At 56.3% G+C, this 21054-nt stretch carries 19 protein-coding genes and 1 pseudogene; all 20 read right to left on the bottom strand.

Annotated features, from left to right (window positions below):
• Positions 1–75: 75 nt before the first annotated feature.
• The 20 genes and pseudogenes from secG to coaBC all read right to left on the bottom strand — a co-directional run bounded on the left by secG (position 76) and on the right by coaBC (position 21053).
• Positions 76–312 (bottom strand): preprotein translocase subunit SecG, encoded by a 237-nt coding sequence (gene secG / locus BJP06_RS01770; protein ID WP_070362425.1) that lies wholly within the window; start codon positions 310–312, stop codon positions 76–78.
• A gap of 113 nt (positions 313–425) precedes the next feature.
• The gene (tpiA, locus tag BJP06_RS01765; protein WP_070976872.1) at positions 426–1208 is read right to left on the bottom strand and encodes a triose-phosphate isomerase; all 783 of its coding nucleotides are present in this window, start codon (positions 1206–1208) and stop codon (positions 426–428) included.
• A 24-nt stretch (positions 1209–1232) separates the two neighbouring features.
• A complete protein-coding gene (gene pgk / locus BJP06_RS01760) occupies positions 1233–2450 on the bottom strand; it encodes a phosphoglycerate kinase (protein WP_070362423.1) in 1218 nt (405 codons plus the stop codon).
• 105 nt (positions 2451–2555) lie between these two features.
• Positions 2556–3569 (bottom strand): type I glyceraldehyde-3-phosphate dehydrogenase, encoded by a 1014-nt coding sequence (gene gap, locus BJP06_RS01755; RefSeq protein ID WP_070976869.1) that lies wholly within the window; start codon positions 3567–3569, stop codon positions 2556–2558.
• Positions 3570–3950: 381 nt separating this feature from the next.
• Entirely contained in the window at positions 3951–4925 is a 975-nt protein-coding gene (gene whiA, locus BJP06_RS01750; RefSeq protein ID WP_070362421.1) for a DNA-binding protein WhiA, read from the bottom strand.
• 47 nt (positions 4926–4972) lie between these two features.
• The gene (gene yvcK, locus BJP06_RS01745) at positions 4973–5941 is read right to left on the bottom strand and encodes a uridine diphosphate-N-acetylglucosamine-binding protein YvcK (protein ID WP_070477072.1); all 969 of its coding nucleotides are present in this window, start codon (positions 5939–5941) and stop codon (positions 4973–4975) included.
• 37 nt (positions 5942–5978) lie between these two features.
• Positions 5979–6869 carry an RNase adapter RapZ gene (rapZ, locus tag BJP06_RS01740; RefSeq protein WP_071572600.1) on the bottom strand — a complete coding sequence of 297 codons (891 nt, stop codon included), beginning with the start codon at positions 6867–6869 and terminating at the stop codon, positions 5979–5981.
• 13 nt (positions 6870–6882) lie between these two features.
• Positions 6883–8958, bottom strand: a complete 2076-nt coding sequence (gene uvrC / locus BJP06_RS01735; protein ID WP_071572599.1) for an excinuclease ABC subunit UvrC — start codon at positions 8956–8958, stop codon at positions 6883–6885.
• Between the two features lie 15 nt (positions 8959–8973).
• A complete protein-coding gene (locus BJP06_RS01730) occupies positions 8974–9507 on the bottom strand; it encodes a PH domain-containing protein (protein WP_070362417.1) in 534 nt (177 codons plus the stop codon).
• 45 nt (positions 9508–9552) lie between these two features.
• Complete coding sequence (ribH, locus tag BJP06_RS01725; protein ID WP_071572598.1) at positions 9553–10041, bottom strand: 6,7-dimethyl-8-ribityllumazine synthase; 489 nt, start codon at positions 10039–10041, stop codon at positions 9553–9555.
• Positions 10042–11310 (bottom strand): bifunctional 3,4-dihydroxy-2-butanone-4-phosphate synthase/GTP cyclohydrolase II, encoded by a 1269-nt coding sequence (locus BJP06_RS01720; RefSeq protein ID WP_071572674.1) that lies wholly within the window; start codon positions 11308–11310, stop codon positions 10042–10044.
• 11 nt (positions 11311–11321) lie between these two features.
• Positions 11322–11909: a riboflavin synthase gene (locus tag BJP06_RS01715; RefSeq protein WP_070362415.1), complete on the bottom strand. Its 588-nt coding sequence runs from the start codon at positions 11907–11909 to the stop codon at positions 11322–11324.
• Positions 11909–12871 (bottom strand): bifunctional diaminohydroxyphosphoribosylaminopyrimidine deaminase/5-amino-6-(5-phosphoribosylamino)uracil reductase RibD, encoded by a 963-nt coding sequence (ribD, locus tag BJP06_RS01710; protein ID WP_143110518.1) that lies wholly within the window; start codon positions 12869–12871, stop codon positions 11909–11911. The genes BJP06_RS01715 and ribD overlap by 1 nt, the downstream gene beginning before the upstream one ends.
• On the bottom strand, positions 12871–13536 hold the full coding sequence (gene rpe, locus BJP06_RS01705) for a ribulose-phosphate 3-epimerase (protein WP_070362413.1): 666 nt from the start codon (positions 13534–13536) through the stop codon (positions 12871–12873). Before rpe ends, ribD begins: the two co-directional genes overlap by 1 nt.
• A gap of 4 nt (positions 13537–13540) precedes the next feature.
• Positions 13541–14994 (bottom strand): annotated as a pseudogene (locus tag BJP06_RS01700) (RsmB/NOP family class I SAM-dependent RNA methyltransferase).
• A complete protein-coding gene (gene fmt / locus BJP06_RS01695; protein WP_071572595.1) occupies positions 14991–15923 on the bottom strand; it encodes a methionyl-tRNA formyltransferase in 933 nt (310 codons plus the stop codon). The pseudogene BJP06_RS01700 and the gene fmt overlap by 4 nt, the downstream one beginning before the upstream one ends.
• Positions 15923–16423: a peptide deformylase gene (def, locus tag BJP06_RS01690; RefSeq protein ID WP_071572594.1), complete on the bottom strand. Its 501-nt coding sequence runs from the start codon at positions 16421–16423 to the stop codon at positions 15923–15925. The genes fmt and def overlap by 1 nt, the downstream gene beginning before the upstream one ends.
• A 42-nt stretch (positions 16424–16465) precedes the next feature.
• Positions 16466–18475: a primosomal protein N' gene (locus BJP06_RS01685; protein ID WP_071572593.1), complete on the bottom strand. Its 2010-nt coding sequence runs from the start codon at positions 18473–18475 to the stop codon at positions 16466–16468.
• An 11-nt stretch (positions 18476–18486) separates the two neighbouring features.
• Positions 18487–19713 carry a methionine adenosyltransferase gene (gene metK / locus BJP06_RS01680; protein ID WP_070477058.1) on the bottom strand — a complete coding sequence of 409 codons (1227 nt, stop codon included), beginning with the start codon at positions 19711–19713 and terminating at the stop codon, positions 18487–18489.
• Positions 19714–19835: 122 nt separating this feature from the next.
• Complete coding sequence (gene coaBC / locus BJP06_RS01675; RefSeq protein ID WP_083433152.1) at positions 19836–21053, bottom strand: bifunctional phosphopantothenoylcysteine decarboxylase/phosphopantothenate--cysteine ligase CoaBC; 1218 nt, start codon at positions 21051–21053, stop codon at positions 19836–19838.
• Position 21054 lies beyond the last annotated feature (1 nt).

The following is a 21054-nucleotide window of genomic DNA, read 5'->3' as shown; positions in this document are numbered from 1 at the left end:
CCGCAGATTCGGATTTCTGACAAACGAAAAGGCCCGCCGGAAGCTTATTGCTCCAGGCGGGCCTTTTGCTAGCGGCTAAGCAGCAAAAGTCTGAATAAGATTCAGGCCCACGATGCATACAAGCCAGATGAGCGTAATGATAACCGTGTAACGGTCGAGGTTCTTCTCCACGATAGTGGAGCCGGACAGGTTAGCCTGCACGCCACCACCGAACAGGCTCGAAAGCCCGCCTCCCTTGCCTTTGTGAAGCAGCACGAACACTGTCATCAAGACCGCAGCGATTACGAGCACGATCTCAAGAGCCAACGTCATGGTGGTAAATCCTCACTATAAAACCTACATTGATGTAACTCGGACCAGACTACACGAAGTCACCGAATGGTGTTATTCGACGCGCTCTGGTCCGAGCGACATATCTTGCAAATCTACTGTACTGCCTGGGCAGCCGCAGCAGCCAATTTCGCGAAATCCTGGCCGTCAAGAGACGCACCGCCGACAAGACCACCGTCAACATCAGGCTGAGCGATGATCTCACCGACAGTTTCCGTCTTTACGGATCCGCCGTACAAAATACGGATGCCATCAGCAACCGCATCACCGGCCAAGTCACGGATAAGGCCGCGAATAGCCTGGCACACTTCCTGCGCATCGGATGCAGAGGCAACCTTGCCAGTGCCGATAGCCCATACCGGCTCATATGCAATGACGGTCTTCTCCAACTCCTCGTTGCTCAAACCGTCCAGGGATTTCTTCGTCTGCTCTACGACGTAGTCGACATGGGTGCCTTGTTCGCGAATGTCTAGCGGCTCACCGACACACACGATTGGGTTCATGCCGTGCTCAAGTGCCTTCTTTGCCTTGCGGGAAACTAGCTCATCATCCTCACCGTGGTACTCACGGCGCTCGGAGTGGCCGACAACTACCCACGTGCAGCCAAGCTTCTCCAGCATTGTGGCCGAAACTTCGCCGGTGTAGGCACCAGCATCGTGCGCTGACACGTCCTGTGCACCATATGTGATCTGCAGCTTGTCGCCTTCAACGAGAGTCTGGATAGAACGAAGGTCGGTAAACGGCACGGTCAATGCAACGTCCACGAACTCATAGCCGTCCTTCGGGAAGGCGAACGCCAGTTTCTGGGCCGAAGCGATTGCTTCGAGATGGTCGTGGTTCATCTTCCAGTTACCAGCAATCAGTGGTTTGCGAGACATATTCATACTCCTTTTCAACAACGACTACTGTCCAAGTACAGCAACGCCGGGCAGCTCTTTGCCCTCGATCAGCTCGAGCGATGCGCCACCGCCCGTAGAGATGTGGGAGAACCCAGCCTCATCGAGGCCCAGAATGCGAACAGATGCTGCGGAATCGCCGCCACCGACCACCGTGAAGGACCCGTTGTCCTTCGTAGCAGCGATCATTGCTTCAGCAACGGCTTTTGTGCCAGAGGCGAACGCTGGAAACTCGAAGACGCCCATTGGCCCGTTCCAGAACACGGTCTTCGAGCTCTTCAGCGCCTCACCATAACGCGCGGCAGTCTTCGGGCCAATGTCGAGAGACATCCAGCCTTCCGGAATAGCGTCGGCCGCGACGGTCTGCTTCTCTGCATCCTTTGCAAACTCAGACGCTGCGATCAGGTCCTCAGGCAATAGCAGCTTGTCGCCGAAACGGCCGATGAGGTCCTTGCAGGTCTCAATCATGTCTTCCTGCAACAAAGAGTTTTGAACGTTGTAGCCCTGTGCAGCCAGGAAGGTGTAGCACATGCCGCCACCGATAATTACCTTGTCGGCCTTCGCCGCAAGTGCCTCGATGACTCCCAACTTGTCGGAAACCTTCGAACCGCCAAGCACAACAACGTATGGATGATCTGGAGCATCCTTCACCTTGCTCAGAGTCTTGACTTCCTTCTCGACGAGGTAACCAGCGTAGGCAGGAAGCTTCTTAGCAACGTCGTAGACGGAGGTTTGTGCGCGGTGTACTACACCGAAACCGTCAGAAACAAACGCGCCGTTGTCCGCAGCTAGTGCTACAAGCTCAGCTGCGAACTCAGTGCGCTCAGCCTCGTCCTTCGAGGTCTCGCGTGGGTCAAAGCGTACATTCTCGAGAAGCAGAATCTCGCCACCGGTAAGCCCATTTGCCCGCTCATGTGCATCCTCACCAGAAACATCACCGGCGAGCGCTACGAACTGACCTAGGCGCTCACTTAGGGCTTCAGCCACTGGCTTCAAGGAGAACTTAGGGTTCACTTCCCCCTTTGGGCGGCCGAGGTGAGCCATGACAATGACTTTCGCGCCACCTTCCAAGAGCGCCTTCAAAGTTGGCAGTGATGCGTCGATACGACCAGCATCGGTAATATTGCCGTCCTCATCAAGCGGAACGTTGAAGTCAGAACGGACCAGGATGTGGCGATCTTCGACGCCTTCATCCAGAAGCTGTTGCAGCGTTTTCATTGTCATGGGACTCTCCTCAGTTGACTGTTGTTTGCAGTAGTTTTCTTTTCAAACAGTAGCGAAAGAAATGGCCCGAAGTGTGCGTACTGCACACCCGGGCCGTTCTAGGTCTTATGCCAAGTTATCCGCGACGTGCTTCGTCATGCGGACGAACTGAGAGGTGTAGGACCACTCGTTGTCGTACCAAGCAATCAGCTTGACCAGGTTGCCGTCGATGACGCGGGTCATCCCAGCATCGAAGATGGAACCATGGGTGTTGCCGATGATGTCGGAGGAAACGATTGGATCCTCGGTGTACTCAAGCGCCTTGCCAAACTCTGGGTCCTGAGCAGCCTTCTTGATTGCTGCGTTCACCTCATCAACGGTGACGTCCTTGTTCAGCTCGACGGTCAGGTCGGTTGCGGAACCGGTGATCGTTGGCACGCGCATTGCGAAGCCATCCAGCTTGCCCTCAAGTGCAGGCAGAACCAGGGCAACTGCCTTAGCAGCACCCGTCGTGGTTGGGACGATGTTCTGAGCTGCTGCACGGGCACGACGCAGGTCCTTGTGAGGTGCGTCCTGAATGCGCTGGTCGCCAGTGTAAGCGTGAATGGTGGTCATCAGACCGGACTTGATGCCGAACTGCTCTTCCAGAATCTTCGCGACTGGTGCAAGGGAGTTCGTGGTGCAAGATGCAGCGGAGATAATCTGCTGATCATTGCTGTAGTCGGTGTGGTTGACGCCCCAGACGTAGGTGCCATCGACGTTCTTACCCGGTGCGGAGATGATGACCTTCTTAGCGCCAGCCTCGATGTGAGCCTTTGCGTCATTGCCATCGGTGAAGCGGCCGGTGCAGTCAAGGACGATGTCGACGTTTGCATCGCCCCATGCGAGCTTGGATGGGTCCTTCTCTTCGGTAACCTCGATGCGGTGACCATCAACGGTGATGGAGGACTCGTCGTACTCAACGTCGCGGCCGAGCTGGCCATACGCTGTGTCGTACTTGACAAGGTGGGCCAAAGTCTTGTTGTCGGTCAGGTCATTAATCTTCACGACCTCAAGGTCGCTCGAGTACTGATCCAGGATGATGCGGAATGCCGAGCGGCCGATACGACCAAAGCCATTAATGCCAATACGAATAGTCACAGTCTTTACTCCTCTATGTCGGAAATTGTTGAGACTTGCTGATGGGCCGGTACCAATCTCTTTCCGTTCTCGGTGAGCTCCTTGGTTCAGCCCGTTGCTCATCAGTTTAGCGAGAGATTTCAACATGTGCATGGCCACGATGCCGCAAGAGACGCCCTAAAGGTGCATCACCAAAGAGACGGCGAAACCGGGGGTATCGTCTCATAATTTCACCAAGCATGAATGTCTGTTTACCGCCAAAGCCACACCTAATGCGACTCAAACAACGACAAAGGTAATCTCTTTTACCCCCGCGGGGCGTATCTGGCGAAACTGCTTGTGCGCTATCCCCCGGAATTGTGATGTTGCACACAGGGCGGTCTGGGAGCGCCCCAGAACGCTCTATGTTGCCTTCGTGTCTTTACCGCGAGTGTTCGCTATACCGAGCTCAGCAGCCCGCTTGTCAGCAAGGGACAACAGCCGACGAATTCGCCCAGCGACCGCATCCTTCGTCATCTGTGGGTCAGCCAACCGGCCAAGTTCTTCAAGCGAGGCTTGCCGGTGCTCAACACGCAGGTATCCGGCTTCGGCGAGATGCTCAGGCACATCGTCGCCGAGGATCTCCATCGCACGTTCCACACGCTGAGCGGCTACCGTCGCAGCATGTACGCTTCTGCGGGTGTTGGCGTCGTCAAAAGTTGCCAACCGTTGACCGCCACGCATCTGCGCTTGCTTCTCCCGAAGTTTTGCGTCCCACTCCAGGCGAGCAAGAGGCGCACCCATTCGACTGAGAAGCACCCCTATCGTCTCCGCATCACGGACATGTACACGCTCAACACCGCGAGTCTCCCGCATTCTGATGTGGCACCCAAGACGACGCGCTAACCCCACTAGGGCAAGCCCAGCTTCCTCGCATGGGCACTCGACCTCTAAAGCGGCAGTTCGGCCCGGCTCTGTGAGCGCTCCCCTAGCGAGGAACGCACCCCGCCACGCGGCTTCAACTTCAGCAATTTCTCCCGAAACGATTTGCGGGGGCATACCTACCACGAGATGACCAGACTGCGTCCGAAGATTTAGACGCCGATACAGCGCTTCAACACCAGTATCTAGACGTACTTCGTATTTCGTTTCCTTTGTCGCCGAGCCAGGTGAAACCACGGCGAACTTTGGTGAGCTCATGAAAAGAGTTTCAAGAATCAGGATTAAGCGACGTGCCACCGCCTCTTCCGCGAAATCCGCAATCATAGTTACCCCGTGGATTGAGGCGTCAAGTTTTCCTGCAAACCGAACTAACGCGGATGCCTCGGCGGCCGCAGCAGACTTCGCTCCTATTGGAGTTCGAAGCAGCTCTTCTTTGGTTTTGGCGGTCAGCGACACCGAGTGATCCTTTCTACAAAAACATCGGTGGATTAGTGTAGCGCACGTTATGCGTGAAAATCACGAACGAGAGATAGCAGCTCATGTGCAAGCTTGCGTGGATCATGCCGGTTTGTGTTGCGGTGCTGATCATCAACTTCATGAATATCTCGGAACAGTACAGTTGCACCAACTCGATCCGCGGCGCGCCCAAGATGAACGCGTTCGCCCTCCGTCGGGCTAATTGAGTTATCAGCCAGGAACACATCAACATGCAGGTTCGGAGCGTGCTGCTCGAAGACATGAATATGGCGTTCCGTGCTAAATCCCGGTGTCTCTCCTGCCTCCGGAGAAAGATTCAGCACTACAACTACCAACGCGGACGTCTCATTCAACGCGCGGACAATGTCCGGAACGAGTAGATGCGGAATCACCGACGAAAACCACGATCCAGGCCCGATTGTCACCACTTCTGCGTCCATGATCGCCTGCACTGCTTCGTCGGTTGCGGGAGGATTGTGGGGCAAAAGGCGGACGCGTCGCACAGTTCCGGGTGTGGTGGCAACGGCAACTTGACCGCGAACAGAACGCAAAACACGGGGGTCGTCGTCTAACCCCGCGACATCGGCCTCAATGTCGAGAGGCATAGGACTCATAGGAACAACCCTGCCCTGTGCGCCTGTCCATGAGCCGATGACGTCCAACGCTTGCTGAATATCGCCGAGTTCCTCGCTTAGTCCGGCAAGGAGCAGATTGCCAACTGCGTGCCCTGCCATCGCTCCATTTCCGCCAAATCGGTGTTGTAATGTATCTCTCCACAGAGCGCCATCTTCGTCATCCGCGGTCAGGGCTGAGAGCGCCATCCGCAGGTCACCAGGCGGAATGATATCCATCTCACGGCGTAGCCGACCGGATGAGCCTCCGTCGTCAGCAACTGTTACCACGGCGTGGATGGCTCGAGCCTCAGCCGCCCGCGCCGCCAATAGTGTTTGGTATAAACCGTGCCCTCCCCCAAGGCAAGTAAATGCAGGTCCCATAATTTAATCAGTGCTTCTTTCCAACGATAAAGAGCAGCTAGTTGCGTTCCAAGTCACGGTGCAAGACGTTGACGTCCACGTCATCGGACTCCCGAAGCCTGCGTACAATCTCCTCCGAAACTGCGACTGACCGGTGGTGCCCGCCAGTACAGCCGATCCCAACAGTGATAAAGTCCTTACCTTCATGACGGTAGCCCTTGAGCATATCCTTCAGCATTGTCAAGAAGTTATCGACGAATGCCTTCGCTCCAGGCTGCGACAGAACATAGTCTGCGACTGGTGCATCGATACCTCGAAACTCCCGAAGCTCGGGGATCCAAAACGGATTTGGCAAAAACCGTACGTCCAACACTAAATCCGCATCACGAGGGGTCCCGTGTTTAAACCCAAACGACTCCACGGTGACGTGCTGTTTCGGTGCAGAGAGGTCGCCAACAGAGGCCTCAATCGACCGACGCAGGTCGTGAACTGAGAGGTGTGTCGTATCAATAATGAGATCTGCACGCTCCCGAACCGGGGCGATCTCCTTTCGCTCCCGTTCGATCCCCTCTTTCAGCGTGTCATTGCCCTGCAACGGGTGCGTACGTCGCACACTGTCGAATCGGCGGATAAGGACTTCATCGCGGGCGTCGAGAAATAAGATGAACGGAGATAGGCCTTTTGCCTCAATCGCCTCAATCGTCTCCATTAACGAGCCATTGAACATCCTGGCACGTACATCAGTGACTACAGCAAGATGGTCAACGGGGGAATCGTCCGCAGTTGACATCTCGACAAGATCAAGAATGAGCTGCGGAGGCAGATTCTGGGAAACGAAGTATCCCTTATCTTCAAAAACTTTCGCGGCAGTCGACAAACCACCACCAGAAAGCCCGGTGATTATCACAGGGCGACGAGATTCGGATGCAGGTAATAAAGGCGAAGTCATAGGCCCATACTAGCTAGGCTTCGATGTCCTTGTGTAGGTGCTTGTAAATCGTCTCTGCCAACTTCGGCCCGACCCCCGCTACCTCCTGCAATTGCTCAAGCGAAGCCTTGCGAATCTGTTTGACACTGCCGAAATGCTTCACCAGTTCTTTTCGCCGAGCAGGCCCCAGCCCCGGTACGTTGTCCAGTACTGATGCTCTCATCCGTTTCGAACGCTGCTGTCTGTGATAGGTGATCGCGAAGCGGTGAGCCTCGTCTCGTATCTGTTGCAGCAGGTACATACCCTCGCAGTTTCTGGGCAAAATGATTGGTTCATCGTCATCGGCAACCCAGATTTCTTCTAGTCGCTTTGCCAGCCCGATGAGCTGTACATCCACGATACCAAGCTCATCGAATACCGCCTGTGCTGCGTTTACCTGTGGTTTTCCGCCGTCGACGATAAACAATTGTGGTGGATAGGCAAATCGTTGATTGCCGGTGGAAGCAACCTCACTCGCCTCCTCCGCAAACATCATCTTGCTTACTTCTTCGTCGGGATTGGCGAGTTTGTCCTCGTGGTAGCGCTTAAACCTCCGTCGAGTGACCTCAGCTATCGATCCAACATCATCGGAGCGCCCATCGCCGGCTGCTTCTTTAATTTGGTATCGCCGGTAATCGTTCTTCTTCGGCAGACCATCTTCAAACACAACCAGCGACGCCACAACGTCTGTGCCCTGAATATGAGAAATGTCGGTGCACTCAATTCGTAACGGAGCTTCATCCATGCCAAGCGCCGACTGAATATCCTGCAATGCCTGTGAACGGGCAGTGAGATCGCCTACGCGTTTCAGCTTGTGCTGATAGAGTGCTTCAGCGGCATTGCGGTGGACTGTCTCCAGCAACGCTGCTTTGTCGCCACGTTGCGGCACGCGGATGTCAACCTGCGCACCTCGAAGCTGTGTCAATAGCGTAGAGACGTCGGCCAACTCTTCTGGAAGTTCCGCAACAAGGATTTCACGCGGCACCGGAATACTCGGCACCGCTTCGCGATGCGATTGCTTATCGACGCCCCTTCGTCGGAATTGCTCTGTAATCTGTAGGTCTTCTTTTCGCTCCTGGGCGTCACGCTCAACGGCATCTGAGTAGTACTGAACCAGAAAGTCCTGCATCAGTGTGGGAACTGCAGGGTCCTTTTCCCCCTCTTCTAACCGGTCCAAACTGCCGGGTTCGTCGCCGGTCTTCTCAACGACCCAGCCTCGCTGGGCACGAATGCGACCACCACGAACGTTAAAGATTTGCACAGCTGCTTCCAGCTCATCGCTGTCGATAGCAATGATGTCAGCATCCGTATCGCTGCTGAACACTACGGCTTGGCGCTCCATCACTTTGTCCAGTGCGCCAAGGTCATCGCGAAGACGCGCTGCCTTTTCAAACTCGAGTTCTTCTGCCGCAGTAGCCATTTGCTGCTTGAGGGATCTGACAACGTGCTCTGTTCGTCCGCCCATAAACGAGAGGAACCCGGCAACAATCTCGTCATATTCCTGTTGATCAACACGTTGTACGCACGGTGCCGAACACTTATCGATGTAGCCCAACAGGCATGGTCTCCCGAGCGACTCATGTCGATTAAACACACCGTTCGAACAGGTACGAATCGGAAACACTCTCGTCAATAGATCAAGCGTTTCGCGTACGGCCCACGCGTGCGAGAACGGCCCAAAGTAGCGGACACCTTTTCGTTTCGGCCCCCGGTAGAAGAATGCCCGGGGGTAGCGCTCTTTCACGCTCACAGCGAGCATGGGATACGTCTTGTCATCCCGGTACATGACGTTGAACCAGGGATCGAATTTCTTGATCCACGTGTACTCAAGCTGCAGCGCCTCAACTTCGCTCGCTACAACCGTCCACTCCACGGAGCTGGCGGTAAATACCATCTGGCGCGTTCGCGGATGGAGCTGCGCCGGTGGCTGGAAATAGTTGCTGAGTCGAGCTCGCAGGTTCTTCGCCTTACCGACGTAGACGACGCGACCATGAGGGTCGCGAAACTTATAAACACCTGGGTCGGTGGGGATCGTCCCTGGAGCCGGACGGTAGGAAGTGGGATCAGCCAAAACGCTCCGCGTTCCCTATTCTGACGGCATGTACTTAGCTTCGAGCTCGCGGAACTCCGCAACTGCATGCAACGCTAGCTCTTTATCTGCAGCCTGAATCGCCCACAGTGGAACGTATTCAAAGTCCGGAAGCTCTAGCCTGGCCATTCGGGCGCCCTTTGGGAACGAAAGCCCATAGATAACTAGCCAGGGGTAAAATCGCGTCCCGATAATGTTGGCTACCTCGACACCATCCTCATTGACCTGGACGCACGGCCGCGTCAACACGAGCCAGGTCAGAATCGAGAGGATGATACCGACTCCAACGAAAGCAAACTTGTCGAGCCACGTAATTGTGAGGCCCGAAAATTCCACGTCAACGACGGCGGCCATGAAGATGTGCACGGCCATCAGCACAAGAATGCATACAGCTGCGACTTTCTTCAGAAATGGGGACCGAATCGTCAGCTCCCACGGCTTAGTCGAGATCGAAGCGTGTGGGTCTAGTGCGTTGAGGTATGCAAGCTCCGCTTCATCAATCTTGCGTGCAACCGACTGTTCTTCGCTCACTACTCTTTACTCCTCGCTGCCGTAGCACACGCTACGTTCTTTCAGTTATGAATCTTTCTTCGGGGTCGCTCGGACTTTTTCAAGCTCGATGAGGGCACCGATTGCTGCCTGCACGGCTTCCGCGCCCTTGTCTTCCTTCGCGTCCTCTCCACCAGCACGCTCGTAGGCCTGGTCTTCTTCTTCGACGGTGAGTACTCCGTTTCCGACGGGCGTTGATTCGTCGAGTGCGATGCGGGTCAACCCTGCGGTCACCGAGTCACAAACGTACTCAAAGTGCGCCGTCTCACCTCGAATTACGCACCCTAGCGCTACGACAGCGTCGTAACGCTGAGCACAGGCCTGCACCACAACCGGCAATTCTAACGCGCCAGCGACGGTAAATTCCGCATACTTAGCACCCATTTCTCGGGCAGTCGAGATCGCCCGGTCCCGGAGACGCTCCACGATTTTCTGGTTCCACAGTGTCGAAACAATGGCGACTGTATAGCCCTCGCCACTTATCGTCTGCGCATCAGGTGCACCGACACTTGCCATCTAATCGTCCTCCTGCTCAGTCCACGAAGCAGCCAACGGGAGATCATGCCCCATGCGCAACTGCTTGGTTCGTAAATACCGGATGTTCTCGTGAGTAGGCACAATTTCGATTCGAGCCCGCTCTTTCACGATCGGACCGAAGCCGCTGAGCGCTTCCACCTTTTCCGGATTATTGGATAACAGTGTAAACGAAATGATACCAAGGTCTTTCAAAATCTGTCCGGCAACCGAATACTCGCGGGCATCGACGGGCAGCCCCTGCTCAAGGTTGGCATCAACGGTGTCAAGGCCCTGGTCTTGCAGGCGATAGGCCTCGAGCTTGGCGAGGAGACCGATACCGCGACCTTCGTGCCCGCGAACATACACGAGCACACCACAACCCTTTTCTTGAAGCCGACGCATCGACTCGTGGAGCTGCGGACCACAGTCGCACCGCTTCGACGCAAAGGCATCCCCCGTCAAGCACTCGGAGTGAACCCGCACAAGTACATCGTCACAGTTCGCGACGTCCCCGACTACCAATGCGATGTGCTCGGAACCATCGATGCGATTGCGATAACCGTACGCGGCAAACGTACCGAACTCGGTCGGCAACTTGGTTTCGACAGTGCGCTCGACTGTCATCTCATGGCGGCGTCGATAAGCAATAAGCTGCTCGATGGAGATCATCTTGAGACCGTGCCGGTCGCTGAACTTGCGCAGTTCATCAAACCGCGCCATATCCGTCGGATCCTCCTCGGACACAATTTCGCAGAGCACACCGCACGGAGTAAGTCCTGCCAAGCGCGCGAGATCGATTGAGGCCTCGGTATGTCCATCCCGCGTGAGCACCCCTCCCTTGCGTGCGCGCAGAGGCACGATATGGCCCGGACGAGTGAAGTCGTGCGGCCCGTACTTCGTATCGACGAGGCGTCGAATAGTCTCAGCTCTCGATGTTGCGGAAATACCTGTCGATCCTGTCGCTGCATCGACAGTGACCGTATAGGCGGTACCTCGTGCATCTTCGTTGTGCGCCACCATCGGTGGCAACTGCAGTTCATCTGCGCGCTCGTCCTCGAGCGGGACGCAAATGTATCCGGAGGTGTATCGCACCATAAACGCTACGAGCTCTGGGGTTGCGAACTCGGCGGCGAAGATGAGGTCCCCCTCGTTCTCCCTATCCTCGTTGTCAACAACAACGACTGCTTCACCGCGAGCAATAGCTGCTACTGCATCTTCGACGGTGTCTAGCTGCGAATTACGTCCAACGGAGTCCTGAGGAGCATTCATGGAACCCAATGTTAGTGCCTCACCATGTTCTCAACGTATTTGGCAATGATATCGACTTCGATGTTGACCGAATCACCTGATTTCCATGAGCCTGCGGTTGTCGCCTGTAGGGTCGCAGGGATGAGCGAAACTTCAAACCAACCATCTCCTACTGCAGAGACGGTCAACGAGATCCCGCTGATCGTGATAGAGCCCTTTTCCACCACGTACTTTCGTACTTTTTCAGGGAGCGAAAACCGCAGTACGTCCCAGTGCTCACCAGGCGAGCGATGTTGAAGTGTCGCCACTGCATCGACGTGCCCCTGCACAATGTGACCACCAAGTCGGTCTCCCACTGCTAGTGCGCGCTCAAGATTGACCAGGGTTGCTTCCTTGTATTCACCGATACGGGAACGACGCAAAGTTTCAAGCATGACGTCTGCAGTAAAAGAATTTTCTGTGGCCTCAACTACTGTGAGACACACCCCGTCGACAGCAATCGAGTCTCCAAGTTCCACTCCTGCAAGTACGGTCTCTGCGCCGATACGGATCCGAACTGCGTCGTCGAGTGGCTCGATTGACGCCACCGAACCAACTTCCTCAACCAGTCCTGTAAACACTATGCAGTCTCCATTTCTATCAATACGTCCTCGCCAAGTTGGTGCACGTCGCAGATCTTAAATTCGAATGCGTCGCCTATCGTACGCGCCAGTGCAACGTCCAGCACCGAGCGACCTTGGCCTAGCAGTTTTGGCGCAATATATGCTTGCACCCGGTCGACAACACCGCGGGTAAAGAAGCTGCTGAGGAGATTCGCTCCACCCTCAACAAGTACGTCACGGCAGCCAAGTTCCCAAAGTTCTGCGCATGCTGCCTCAGGGGTCGGATACTGCAAAAAGCCTAGCTCGCGTAAGTTTCCTTCGGGCACTTCTCTCGTGCCGATTACAACGCGGCGAGGCTGGTGCGGATACAGGCTTCCATCCGGTCTACGCGCGGTGAGCGAAGGATTGTCAGTGATCGCGGTTCCGGTCCCAACGATGATGGCGTCGCGTTGAGCGCGGTCACGGTGCACGAACTGGCGCGCCTCAGGTCCGGTAATCCACTTGCTGGAGCCGTCAATCGCTGCGGTGAACCCATCCAACGTCATCGCAAACTTCGCGGTCACGCTGACCCGATTGTGGCGTATGGAGGAAATCCAAGGCTGAAGGGCTTCAACGCGGTAAGGCTCGAAGCGGACGTCGATACCCGCGGCTTCAAGCCGCTGAGCACCGCCTGTAGCGAGAGGATTCGGGTCAGCCGTGAGATACACAACCTTGGCAACACCCGCAGAAATCAGTGCCTCTGTGCACGGGCCAGTTCGTCCAGTGTGGTTACACGGCTCCAACGTGACAACGGCTGTAACGCCTTCTGCACGAGCTCCTGCCTTACGAAGTGCTTGAACCTCCGCATGTGGCCCGCCGACGGGGGCCGTCGCGCCGGTAGCGACTAGAACTCCGTCTGGGCTATACAACGCACATCCAACTGGTGGATTGGGACTCGTAGTCCCGCGGACTGCATCCCCTGCTGCGATAGCTGCTTCGATCACGCGACGCCAGCCGCTTCCTTTGCCATCCGACGCAGCGTATCTACTGCCTCAGCGGGATTATCTGCGCCGAATACTGCGGATCCAGCCACGAAGGCGTCCACACCGGCCTCGGCCGCCTGAGCAATTGTGGAGTTGGCGATGCCACCATCGATCCCAATTACCGTGGACAAGCCAGCAGCGCGAATGTGGTCACGCAGGGTAAACACCTTCGAGAGCACTTCCGGCATGAACTTCTGTCCGCCAAAACCGGGCTCCACACTCATCACGAGCACTTCCTCGAAATGCTCAAGATCGTCGAGGTATGGCTCGATTGGTGTGCCCGGTTTAATAGCAAATCCCGCCTGCACGCCTAATTCACGGCACTGCTTCGCAGCAGCGACGTGGTCATTCGTTGCCTCGACGTGGAAAATCATTCGATCACCACCAGCGTTGGCATAGGTCTCGAACCACTGCTCAGGTTCCTCGATCATGAGGTGCATGTCGAGAAACTGGTCGGTCACCCCGTTGACTGCTTTGGTCACATCCGGACCAAAAGAAAGGTTCGGCACAAAATGACCGTCCATGATGTCTACGTGGAGCATGTCGGCGTTCGGAACTTTCTCAACATCTTCGCCGAGAGCTGCATAGTTCGCGGCGAGGATGGACGGCGCAATATAAATCATGCCTCTACCCTAGTGTTTTCTTGCGAAGAACTGCGAAGAACATCGCGTCAGTTCCGTGGCGGTGTGGCCACATCTGCACACTACGATGTGGTCCGACGTTTTCCATTGGCGCAACAAGTTGCTGTGCGTCGCACTCCTCGACTTTGCCAGTGGCCAGCACAGCGTCAACGATGCCTCTGGTCTCCCGAACATCTGGCGAACATGTCGAGTACACGATTACGCCACCAGGCTTTGTCGCAGTAATGGCTGTGTTGAGCAGCTTGAGCTGTAGCTGGGTGAGCGAAGCGATATCTGACTCGTGCTTCGTCCAGCGTGCTTCAGGCCGACGCCTCAACGATCCGAGGCCGGAACAGGGGGCGTCGACAAGCACTCGGTCGTATCCAGACTCGAGCTCAATGGTTGTCGCGTCCCCTGTGCGAACACTGACCGGCAAACCTTTCGTCGCCTTCTGCACAAGCTCCGCACGGTGAGCGCAACCTCGACTGCATCAACGCGTGCACCATCAATTGCCGCCAAGGAACCGATGAACGCAGCCTTGCCACCCGGGCCTGCGCAGAGGTCCAACCAGCGTCCCTGGTCGTCAGCGACGGCCGCTTGGACAAGCGCCCGCGCAATCAACTGAGAGCCTTCGTCTTGTACCGCGGCGAAACCATCGCGTACCGGTTGCAGCTCACCTGGGTTCCCCTCAGGCAAATACACGGCATACGGGGAGTACTTGCCAATGTCGCCACCAGTGATGAGTGCCAACTCCTCCGCGGAGATCTCGCCGGGTCGTGCGACAAGATGCACGATGGGACGCTCCGAGTCAGCTTCGAGGGCCTCGGCCAGCTCCGGATCATCTGCTTCAACCCCTAACGCCGTTGCAAAAGAACGAGCAATCCAAGCAGGGTGCGCGTGCTCGAAGGCGATGCGCTCCAGTGGCTCATTGGGCTTGCAGGTGTCAATCCAGTGCTTCGAGGGTTGCCGGCTCATCGTTCGCAGCACCGCATTAACAAAACCTTTCGCGCCCTGTTTCCCAGCGCCGATAACCAAGCGCACCGAAGTATCAACCGCGGCATGCTGCCCGACTCTGGTGTACAGCAACTGGTAAGCGCCTAATCGCAGAGCTGCGCGTACCTCAGCATCGAGATCAGCAATAGCGCGGCTCGAGCACTCCTGAAGAACCGCATCAATCACACCGAGCGATCGCAGTGCTCCATACGTCAGCTCCGTAGCAAATGCAGCATCCTTGCCACGCACCTTGTGTTCACGGAGTATTCCCGGCAAGACCAAGTTCGCGAACGCCCCGTCTATGTCGACGCGCATCAGCGTCGACCACGCTGCCTCACGAGCAGGGTCACCAATATCAACCTTTGGCGCTTGCTGGTTGGTTCGCTTTTGTGCAACCTTCGCCGTCTTCTTGCTTACTGTCGCAGGCTTACGACGCCCCGCAGACCGGGATCGGAACCCTCCGCTCATACAAATTTCACCCCTGCCTCAATAGTCTCGGTTGCGAGCCCGCGCCCCCACGCATCTGCAGCCATACGCTTCTTCCCAGGCGGTTGTATCTCTTGCAAGATCACATCGACTGTCCCAGTCCCAACTCGCACCCGATTCTTTTCGACGGCCACTTCGCCCGCGCCAAGCGTATCCGAGTCACCAATCGACACCGGCCCGATTTTGACACGCTGCTCACCGAGCATTGTCCACGCACCAGGTCCTGGCGTGTATGCGCGGATCGTACGATCAACTACTTCGGCGTCACAATCCCACTGAATCCGAGCATCCTTGCTCTGAATTTTCGGGGCATATGTGCCATCCACGGGCTGTGGTTCCGGTACTATGCTGCCACTGGCGAGACCATCCATCGTGGCAACAAGCAAGTCAGCACCCTCGTACGCAAGCCTGGTCAAGAGATCGTCCGCGGTATCGGTAGGCAAAATCGCTTCCTCAAACGTAGCCAGAACTGGACCTGTATCGAGTCCCTCATCGATGCGGAATGTCGTGGCACCGGTCGCCGTCAATCCCGACAAGATTGCAGCCTGGACTGGAGCTGCTCCCCGGAGCTCAGGCAGAAGCGAGAAGTGGAGGTTCACCCACCCGTGCTGAGGCAAGTCGAGCAGCTCAGGTGGAACAAGGTTGCCGTACGCTACTACGGGAATCGCATCTGGAGCAATCGCACGTAGACGTTCGACGATTTCTGCATTACCACGCAATGTCCTCGGCTCAAGTACTTCAATGCCATGCTCAAGCGCAACTTTCTTAACCGGCGACGGGTGAAGCGTCCGCCCTCTCCCCTTCGGCGCGTCAGGGCGCGTGAGCACCGCAACTACTTCATGCTCTGAATGAAGCAACGCCTCCAGCGCCACGACTGCAGGTTCTGGCGTCCCAGCAAACACAATACGCATTACCGTTCCTTCCACCACGTTGATGTTCGAACTTGTGACATAGCTTGTTTCTTTTCTTCCGCAGACAGACGCTCCAAGAACACAACGCCGTCAAGGTGGTCAGTCTCGTGCTGAATGCACCGCGCGAGGAGTCCTGTTCCCAGGATCGACAACGGATGTCCCTCTGCGTCGACACCGTTGCAGACTACGGAGCGATATCGCTCCACATCGGCCCTAATACCGGGAATGGACAGACACCCTTCAGTACCCAGCTGACTATCCCCAGAAAGCGGCGACCACGACGGGTTCACAATGTGTCCCCGAAGCCCCTGACAATCGAAGACGAACACCCTCAGGCTGTGGCCAATCTGATTTGCAGCCAAGCCAACACCACCTGCGTTATCCATTGTGTCGAACATGTCATTGACCAGCGTGCGAATCCCAGCGCCAAACTCAGTAACCTCTTGAGCTACTTCATTGAGCACAGGATCCCCGAGCAATCGAAGCCTGCGAACTGTCATGGATCGATAGTCTACCCACCTCTCGGCTCCACGGGCGCAACACTATCCAATATGCAGAGGGTCAACCTGCACCCGCAGCGGTAAATCCTGCTTGCGCGTCGCTCTACTGATCACTCCAGCCCGTAAAGCACGACCTAGCTCATTCCGTTCTTGCACTGCGCACCTCACCAGCATGCGCTGCGCAGGGCCGAACTGCTGCTCGTCCCAAGTGCCAGGTAATGAGACCCCGCTCGGTAAGTCGACAGGCCCCAACAACTCAGCAGCTAAAGGAAGCGTCGTATGTGCGAAAAAATCTTCCAAAGCGACACGTGGTGCGTCCACCACTGCTACGTGAGCAGCTGGCGGAAACGAAACCTCTCTTCGATGTCCAAGCTCAAGCGCCGCATAGCCGGACGGATCCCAGCGCAGGAAGAACTGCACAACCGCAATTCCCGGATCAGCGGTCACGACGACCTCCCCGCCGCGTTCATGGGGCTCAACCAGCGCTGCAGCCGCTATCCATCTCGAATATGTCTCTTCAGCCGCTCGCAAGTCTGGACGTTGCAGCAGCGCCCACGCATCCATCAGCACCGCTGCTCCGTACCCGCCTTCCACTACGGGTTCCGCGCCGGGCGTGGCTACAACAAGCTGTGCCTGAGGCTCAACCTCAGCGAGTACCTTCTCGCCCGAGGAGTTCCGCACACGAACATGAGGAAATGCTCGGCCAAGCTCCTCTGCTGTCCGGTCTGTGCCCAATACCACTGCGCGCAGCTTTCGCGAACCACATGCAACACAACGATAAGACGGATCTATGCGGCCACACCACCGGCAGGTTGGTGCGGAGGCATCCCCACTTTGTGGCAACTCGAGCGGTCCATTGCACGCACGACACCGCGATGGGGTGCGGCAATCACCGCAAGCCAGCGCACGAATGTATCCAGCACGAGGCACCTGAAACAGCACCGGGCGATTACGCTCAAGAGCCCGCTTTGCTGCTTGGAACGCCGCAGAAGGAAGCCTTGCTTGCCTTGCACGTGGGTCACGTTCTAGTGCGATGTCGGAATCCCCCGCTGCATAGATCCGCGGCATCCGCTCTCGAATCGTGCCTTTCGACGCCTCCAACCCATGCATCCAACCCGATTCGACCAGCATTTGGGTTTCTGCAGTTCTTGCGACACCACCGATGATTAAAGGGACGTGCTCAAGCGCGGAGCGCGTCGTCAAGACCTCGCGAGCATGCACATACGGCTCACGCGGATCAACAAGATTGTCGTTGCCGTCATCCATGAGCACAAGCAGTCGAAGATCCTGTACCGGCGCAAACGCGGCAGAGCGAGTCCCCACCACGATTCGGGCCTGCCCATGCAATGCCGAAAGATATCGTGAATACCTTGCCTGCGGACCCTGTGCAGAAGTGAGCGTGCTTATCTGCCGAGGCCCGACCACCTTCTTCAACTGTGCTTCGAGGCTATCTACATCTCGCTGGTCCGGTACGACGATGAGTGCTCCGCCACCGTCAAGCGCGACTTTTGCAGCCAAAGCAGCAACAGGACCTGCCCACGGAGCACCTGGTGCAACCTGCCACGCTGCTCGCACTAGCTTTCTGGCAAGCACAGCATCGACGAATGATTCACCGTATTGATATGTACTCCATCCCGAAAGATCTGGCTCGGTGGCCGCACCAAGCTCCGCCCAAGGTGTAGAAGTGTCTGTCTCTTCAGCTTTCTTATGTCGAGGAGGGATCGCTGAGCGATAGATATCAGACCTGACGCCGGCATAGCGCTCAGCGAGTGCGTCGACAAGCTGGCGTAACTGGATTGGAGCGACGACCTCCGATGAAATCACGCGCTCGAGGAACCGCAAGTTACCTACATGCTCAGGGGCCTCCGTCCGGCCAAGAATCAACCCATCAACAAGTCGACCAGCGAACCGCACCCGCACCCGCGTTCCCGGCTGCGCATCTTCTGACTGCTCCTCAGCTACGTAGTAGTCAAAGGTGCGGTCTAGATGTGCCAACCCAAGCTGGGGTAGCACCTTGGCGACAGGAAGGAAGGTTGCGGGCTGCTTCGACATTCAGCCGTGCCTTATACCCCTGCTGCAGCGCGCAGGTCATCTACCTTGTCCAAACGCTCCCACGGCAAGTCGACATCCGTGCGTCCAAAGTGACCGTACGCAGCCGTTTGGGCATAAATTGGGCGAAGCAAGTCAAGTTCTTTGATGATTGCAGCCGGACGAAGGTCAAAGACCTTCTCCACAGCCTGCTGAATTGACTCGTTCGTCTGTCCTTCAGCTGCGGTGCCAAACGTCTCAACGTAGAGGCCAACCGGGGTTGCTCGCCCAATCGCGTACGCTACCTGCACCTCGACGCGGTCTGCTAAACCAGCTGCACAAATATTCTTGGCAACCCAACGAGTTGCGTACGCAGCAGAGCGGTCAACCTTTGATGGATCCTTGCCGGAAAACGCACCACCGCCGTGCCGGGCCATGCCACCATATGTGTCTACGATGATCTTTCGCCCAGTCAACCCGGCGTCTCCCATCGGGCCCCCAAGCACAAACGAACCCGAGGGATTAATCAGTAGCTTGGTGTCATCCGTGTAGAACTTCTCTAACCCAGCGTCAGCGATTACCCACTCGAGCACATGGGTACGGAGCGCGTTCTCGAGTTCCTCTCCGACGAAGTCCGGGTCGTGTTGCGTGGAAATAACCACGGTATCCAGTGCCACTGGGGTGTCGCCGTCGTAAGCGAACGTCACCTGAGTCTTACCGTCCGGGCGCAAGCCCACAACGGTGCCCATCTTTCTCACCTCGGTCAAGCGTCGCGCAAGTCGGTGCGCAAGCGCAATTGGTAGCGGCATGTACTCTTCGGTTTCATTCGTAGCGTAACCAAACATCAGCCCCTGATCACCAGCACCTGTTTGGTTGAGCGCTTCGATGGTGTCGTTCTCGCGCGACTCCTGAGAAAAACTAACGCCGTCCGAAATTTCAGCAGACTGATCGCCGATGGCGATGTTCACTCCACATGTACGGCCATCAAAGCCCACCTCCGACGAGGAAAACCCGATTCCGACCAACTTGTCGCGGACAATCTTGGCGATGTTTGAGTAAGCCTCGGTTTGTACCTCACCCACCACGTGCACCTGACCGGTCGTCACTAAGGTTTCTACAGCGACACGCGAGGACGGATCCTGCTTGAGCATGTCGTCCAAAATCGCGTCCGAAATTGCGTCGCAGATCTTGTCGGGGTGACCTTCAGTCACCGATTCACTGGTGAATAAACGGTAGTACGTACCAGTATCACGTGTAGACAAAGCGGTCTTCCTTTTGCTCTTTCGTTCCTACAGAGAATGGCCAGCGAAGACGTACCAACGCCAACCGTTGATGCAATGCACCTTAGAGTAGACCACTCGGTCTAATAACTCAAACGTCGTTTCTACATGTGGAGTGACTCAACCTTATCCAGCAGGTGCACTGCAACTTCCAGCTTTGTACCATGCGGAATCGCCTGTTCCCGACCCGAACTATCAAGGAACCACCCCTGATTGTGTGCCTGCCCGAAGACAGCTCCCTGCGCCACCGAATTCACCATCAGACCGTCCACTCCCTTGCGCTGCAGCTTGCGCCGGGCGTTCTCAAGTTCGTTATCGGTCTCCGCAGCGAACCCAACAATCGTCGCAGAGGTAAGCCCCTTTTTCCTCATCTCACCAAGTCCCTGCAAAATATCGGGGTTTGCAACCAGGTCCACCTGAGAAAGCTCTTGACTGTTATCATCTTTCTTCAGTTTCTTCTGCGCCGCATGCCGTGGCCTCATATCAGCTACAGCAGCAGCCATAACGATGATGTCGGCTTGTGGAGCAAGGCTGCGCATCGCCTCATTCATCTGGAGAGCAGTAGTGACACGATGTATCTCAGCACCAGCGGGGATGCTCAAGTGGTCAATGGCACCCGCGACGATATCAACATGGGCACCTCTTTGTGCTGCAATTTCTGCCAGAGCAAAACCTTGCTTGCCGGAGGAATGATTCCCCAAGAATCGGACAGGATCAAGTGGCTCCCGAGTGCCTCCGGCACTGATCAACACTCTTTTGCCCTTGAGCGTTTGCTCAATTGGCCCGGTAGCAGCCACGGTCTCTGTCAGCTTGACAATCTGCGAGGGGTCGAGAAGCCGACCTGCCCCACTGTCCTTGCCCGTCAGCCGCCCATGCGCTGGCTCCAGTACGGTGTACCCCCGAGAGCGAAGGACCGACACGTTGTGTTGCGTAGCGCGATTGTTCCACATCTCAGTATGCATTGCCGGAGCAAGCACGACGGGACACGTTGCCATGAGCAGTGTGGAAGTTAAGAGATCATCAGCGCGCCCACCAGCCACGCGCGCCAGAAAGTCTGCAGTAGCAGGAGCCACCACAATGACGTCCGCATCCTGCCCGATTCGTACGTGCTGCACCTCATCAACGCGCGAAAAAACATCAGTGTCTACCGGAGCGCCAGACAGCGCCTCAAAAGTGGCCGCACCTACAAACTTCAAGGCGTTTTCTGTCGGAATAACCCGTACGTCAACCCCCTGCTCGCGAAATCCGCGAACAATCTGACAGGCTTTGTACGCTGCGATACCGCCCGAAACGCCAACGACTACCTTGCTCACTTCGTTCATA

The organism is Corynebacterium sp. NML120713, from assembly GCF_001875735.1.
Classification (GTDB): Bacteria; Actinomycetota; Actinomycetes; order Mycobacteriales; family Mycobacteriaceae; genus Corynebacterium; species Corynebacterium pseudogenitalium.
The sequence above is the reverse complement of the archived record's forward strand: the minus strand, read 5'-3'. Positions and strand labels throughout refer to the sequence as shown.

What these genes read in the sequence shown, in the direction of transcription:
- tpiA (WP_070976872.1), bottom strand. Translation starts at nt 1,208, where the DNA reads ATGTCTCGCAAACCACTGATTGCTGGTAACTGGAAGATGAACCACGAC.
- BJP06_RS01720 (WP_071572674.1), bottom strand. Translation starts at nt 11,310, where the DNA reads ATGAATGCTCCTCAGGACTCCGTTGGACGTAATTCGCAGCTAGACACC.
- yvcK (WP_070477072.1), bottom strand. Translation starts at nt 5,941, where the DNA reads ATGGGACCTGCATTTACTTGCCTTGGGGGAGGGCACGGTTTATACCAA.
- rapZ (WP_071572600.1), bottom strand. Translation starts at nt 6,869, where the DNA reads ATGACTTCGCCTTTATTACCTGCATCCGAATCTCGTCGCCCTGTGATA.
- ribH (WP_071572598.1), bottom strand. Translation starts at nt 10,041, where the DNA reads ATGGCAAGTGTCGGTGCACCTGATGCGCAGACGATAAGTGGCGAGGGC.
- def (WP_071572594.1), bottom strand. Translation starts at nt 16,423, where the DNA reads ATGACAGTTCGCAGGCTTCGATTGCTCGGGGATCCTGTGCTCAATGAA.
- secG (WP_070362425.1), bottom strand. Translation starts at nt 312, where the DNA reads ATGACGTTGGCTCTTGAGATCGTGCTCGTAATCGCTGCGGTCTTGATG.
- BJP06_RS01685 (WP_071572593.1), bottom strand. Translation starts at nt 18,475, where the DNA reads ATGTCGAAGCAGCCCGCAACCTTCCTTCCTGTCGCCAAGGTGCTACCC.
- fmt (WP_071572595.1), bottom strand. Translation starts at nt 15,923, where the DNA reads ATGCGTATTGTGTTTGCTGGGACGCCAGAACCTGCAGTCGTGGCGCTG.
- pgk (WP_070362423.1), bottom strand. Translation starts at nt 2,450, where the DNA reads ATGACAATGAAAACGCTGCAACAGCTTCTGGATGAAGGCGTCGAAGAT.
- coaBC (WP_083433152.1), bottom strand. Translation starts at nt 21,053, where the DNA reads ATGAACGAAGTGAGCAAGGTAGTCGTTGGCGTTTCGGGCGGTATCGCA.
- rpe (WP_070362413.1), bottom strand. Translation starts at nt 13,536, where the DNA reads ATGATTTATATTGCGCCGTCCATCCTCGCCGCGAACTATGCAGCTCTC.